Below are 3,671 nucleotides of genomic sequence, written 5' to 3' on the forward strand. Positions count from 1 at the left end.
CATCCTCTAGCGTATCTACTCTTACTACAATTTTACTCATATTTCACCTTCTATTAGCAATTTCTAAGCAGATATTATCACATTTTGTACCCACGTTGTCAAGAATTTATTTACACAATTGGCTCTCAGGATTTTTTGGGTACATTTCTAGGATTTTTTGGGTACATTTTAAAATGGAAACTACTTATAAATCAATAACTTACAGCGGATTTGCATGACTATTATGTACGTCCAAAAGAAAAGAACAATAAGCTTATCACGCATATACTCTCATGCTGGCTATAAGCGAAAGCAACAACCCTACGCAAGCTATAAGCGATTATACTCCCTATAACAAGCTACTATATTAAACCGGCCAAGGGCAGGATGCCCGCGTAAGAGCGTGCTGAGCACACATTGCCTCCGGCTTGCTATCCTATAGCGAATAAAGTATACTATAAATAATAATAAACCTTACGGCTGAAACGATGACAACCATCCTATCCCTTATCCCCAATGCACTTATACCAGAACATATTCCTTCTGCCTATAATCCCCACCAGGTTTACTTGTTAAAAATAACCTGTAACAAGCTCCCCTATCCAGTCTATAAAATAGGAGTCTCTACCAGACTTAATGGACGTATACGTGACTTGAAGAATACAGAGTCTAACCAGAGCCTAGTGAAAGGTAAAGGTCATCTAATCGACATAGAACTCCTAGATAGTATATGGGTAGACGATTGTCACCAAGCGTCCTATATTGAACATCTAGTTATGGATACCCACATCAAATATAAGTATAAAGGTAAATATATTATCCCTAGCGGTAATAGCGAACTGTTCTGGTGTCTGCCTGGGTTTACGTACATAAGATATGGGAAAGAGGTACAAGCGTTATAGTACCTTACGGCTGTAAGCCGGTCTATTATTTAAGCTTGGTCGGTGGTTGGGTGGTATGTAGGTGAGGTCGCTCTGACTCATATACGCATACACTCCCATGCTCAGGTAGTACCTTTCTACATACCAACAAGAGCAGTACCGTACTAGGTAGTACTGCTCTCTGCCAGGTTGTTATAACAACCCTTTCAACACCACATAGAATGGAAAGAGGGTTATGATCGCACCGACAATGGCCGCGATTACATCATATAAGAACGGCCGCACCGAGTGCACTGCATGGTAGTATTGTTTCATAGGTTTATCCCGATTAAGGTTAGGCTATTAGCCGGAACGGATAAGCGGCGGCACAGACTGAGCTTAGCGGCCTTCTTGCTCTTGTTGTGCGTGGTGCAGGTGCATCCTAATAAGGTGCAAATGTAGGTGTATGTTTTCATAACGGCGCGCCTCACATATAGTTATAGTAGTCATCGGCGGAAGGCTCGGATTCATCCAGCCTTTGCCAGACCTTATCGAAGAAACTTGCTAGTAGGAGCGATGCGCGCTCCTCTTCAACTTCTTCATTTAATACAATGATGTTATCAGGATTAGTGTTAAGTATGTTCATGATATAGTGCTCCAAAATAGATTGGGCAGGATAATACCTGCCCATTATTGTTATATTAGGTTAAAGGGTTACGACTTGGATACTGAAAAGGATATAACCGGGTTCAACTACATTAAATGACGCGTCCAGCTTTGTATTCACCGGCGTAGTCACAAGGATTTTATAGTTTTCCTCAGTAATCAGCCTGCTTAATGTTTCGCCGTGGCCTGCTTCAGGCCTGAAAATACCTTGTATGGTTGTGTCGTTAATAGCCTTAATCTCTTCAAGGTATGGATATAGGATATTAATAGCAGTGTTAATGCTTTCCTCCTTAGCAAGAAGATCATTATACTTGTCTAACTGTTCGACAGTTAAGTCATAGACTGTATAACAGGCAGGTTTGCACAATGCTTGTATAGCTTCAATGAGAGCAACAAGTTCTGTTTTATTCATTGAAGGCTTGAACGTGGATAGCTTTGTTAAAATGTCATCAAACGTGGGTACATGCAAAGCCGGTAACATATCAAAGCAGCTAGTTAAGTACTCATCAGCAGTTAAGTAGTGCCCAACTAAAGGGGTCTTAGCCTTAACTTCCTCCTTGTACTCATCCATGTGATTAGGGCTAAGATAGCCGGCCTTTATCGCATCGTAAAACTTGCTAGTAGCCTTGCTTTTCACGATGTACATTTCAGCCAATGCTGTTAATAAGTCTACTGATACAGGTATGTTATTAATAGCGCCTGTTTTGACGTGATCAAAGGCTGGTGACATCTTTCCCGTAGCGCCTTGGCCGGAAGTCCAGCTGGCCAGGATTTCACGGGCATTAAGCGAAGCTGTTTCGATTTGGTTTTTTGTATAAATAGTCATGGTATATAGTTCCTATATTAATTGTTAATGATAGCAATATGCCATCCAAATACAGTCTATTAAAGACTGTATTAAGTTAGCTAATCAACAACCTTGTAGACTTGTCCACATGGTAGCTCTATGGTTGTATGCTTTGGGAGTTTATCCCACTCCCGCCTACTCAGGTGATACATTTTGTTATTTATCCAACAGCTTAAAAGCTTGCCGCCGCTGTTGGCGTGGTACTTGAAAAATTGTTCTCTATTCATTTTATTCATTATTGCACCTACATAATAATGTCGTTAGCTATCAAAAAACATATTATTGCGCCTATGCCAACTAGGGCTATTACTAGCAAGGCTGTTTTTTCCTCAATAGTCCTCGGTGGTTTATAGCTAGCGGCAGAACGTGGATAGTGTCTCATGATTGCACCTATATGGTTAATGGTTAAAGGATATTGTTATACACGCACGTTGGGATGCTCCAACAAGCTCAAGAGCATGTATAGGGTTAAATTGTTAAAGAGCAATGCCCGAAGGCTTGAAGCTATTATACAGATATAAATAAACTGTACAATAGTTTTTTTTACTATATTTCCATGTAAGGGTAAAGAAAGCATCCTGCTTGATATGTATATAGCAGAAGGTGTGCCAAATCTTATTATATAAGCCTATCCTATTGGATAATAGCCTTGATTTAACAAAGGTGTAAAAAATACTGACACTATTTAGGCTAGGAATAGCCTAAGCTATTGTTACATAAGGCAAAAGGTTTTTGTAAAGAAACCTGACATTAAACGTTGTTTAATTCTATCTTGTTGATATTGTTGGGTTACAGGTGTAAAGAAACCTGACACCTGCATTAGCAGGTCTATTGTATATATGAAGCGGGCGAGTAGCATCTTCAGCGCAGCTTGTCAAGTTATATAATTAAACAGTGTTTAGTTAGCTTCGCTGTATACAGGATAGTCTGGCGACGTAGAGGCTTATAAAGGCAACTGAAGCTGTATGTATGTATTAAAGACCCGCGGTCGCCGGAAATAGCCTTATAACATAGGGTCGCCGGGATGGTATATAGTGGGATAGGTCGCCGGAATATGGCTAGAAGATTTTATTAGGTTTTGCTGATTGGGAAATTATTGCATTTGAGCGTCGATAAAATAGCAGGCTGTATTGGTATTAAAAGTTAATTAAACGTTGTTATTTGGGCCTGAGCGCGGGATTTTTTCGCGTCTTAGTGAGGGGAAGTCGCTGGAATTTTGCGGAATTTTAGGCAAAAGAAAGCCGGTTGATTAGACCGGCTTGTTATGTGGGTTATACCTTATAGGTTGTACACTTGGTTATCACGTATACGTGTTTTAC

3 protein-coding genes are annotated in these 3,671 nt (G+C 40.2%); all 3 read right to left on the bottom strand.

Features of this window, described 5'->3' with window-relative positions; translation table 11 throughout:
- Positions 1 to 1,171: 1,171 nt before the first annotated feature.
- The 3 genes from WC441_05450 to WC441_05460 are packed head-to-tail and all read right to left on the bottom strand — an operon-like array spanning position 1,172 to position 2,331.
- On the bottom strand, positions 1,172 to 1,315 hold the full coding sequence (locus WC441_05450; GenBank protein MFA5163931.1) for a hypothetical protein: 144 nt from the start codon (positions 1,313 to 1,315) through the stop codon (positions 1,172 to 1,174).
- An 11-nt stretch (positions 1,316 to 1,326) separates the two neighbouring features.
- Complete coding sequence (locus tag WC441_05455; GenBank protein ID MFA5163932.1) at positions 1,327 to 1,530, bottom strand: hypothetical protein; 204 nt, start codon at positions 1,528 to 1,530, stop codon at positions 1,327 to 1,329.
- 15 nt (positions 1,531 to 1,545) lie between these two features.
- Positions 1,546 to 2,331, bottom strand: a complete 786-nt coding sequence (locus WC441_05460; GenBank protein MFA5163933.1) for a hypothetical protein — start codon at positions 2,329 to 2,331, stop codon at positions 1,546 to 1,548.
- Positions 2,332 to 3,671: the final 1,340 nt, after the last annotated feature.

The organism is Patescibacteria group bacterium, from assembly GCA_041651355.1.
Classification (GTDB): Bacteria; Patescibacteriota; Patescibacteriia; order Patescibacteriales; family UBA12465; genus JAPLVX01.